This window comes from Escherichia sp. MOD1-EC5495, assembly GCF_002965965.1.
Classification (GTDB): Bacteria; Pseudomonadota; Gammaproteobacteria; order Enterobacterales; family Enterobacteriaceae; genus Escherichia; species Escherichia ruysiae.
Map to the genome: position 1 here is coordinate 1 of NZ_PTRI01000064.1, position 466 is coordinate 466.

1 protein-coding gene and 1 tRNA gene are annotated in these 466 nt (G+C 49.4%); both read left to right on the top strand.

Annotated elements, in window-relative coordinates; all coding sequences use genetic code 11:
* Positions 1 to 71: 71 nt before the first annotated feature.
* A tRNA-Thr gene (locus tag BEG40_RS21560) sits at positions 72 to 147 on the top strand.
* Positions 148 to 261: 114 nt separating this feature from the next.
* On the top strand, positions 262 to 466 hold a 205-nt coding region (locus BEG40_RS21565; protein ID WP_000031659.1), incomplete at its 3' end, for a GTP-binding protein.

Sequence of the window (466 nt, forward strand, 5' to 3'; positions counted from 1 at the left end):
TATAATGGCTATTACCTCAGCCTTCCAAGCTGATGATGCGGGTTCGATTCCCGCTGCCCGCTCCAAGATGTGCTGATATAGCTCAGTTGGTAGAGCGCACCCTTGGTAAGGGTGAGGTCGGCAGTTCGAATCTGCCTATCAGCACCACTTCTTTTCTCCTCCCTGTTTTTTCCTTCTGTTTATTGCATTCAACAAGTCGGGCATGTTGCCTGGTTGATGTGGTGATATCACCGATTTATCCGTGTCTTAGAGGGACAATCGATGTCTAAAGAAAAGTTTGAACGTACAAAACCGCACGTTAACGTCGGTACTATCGGCCACGTTGACCATGGTAAAACAACGCTGACCGCTGCAATCACTACCGTACTGGCTAAAACCTACGGCGGTGCTGCTCGCGCATTCGACCAGATCGATAACGCGCCGGAAGAAAAAGCTCGTGGTATCACCATCAACACTTCTCACGTTG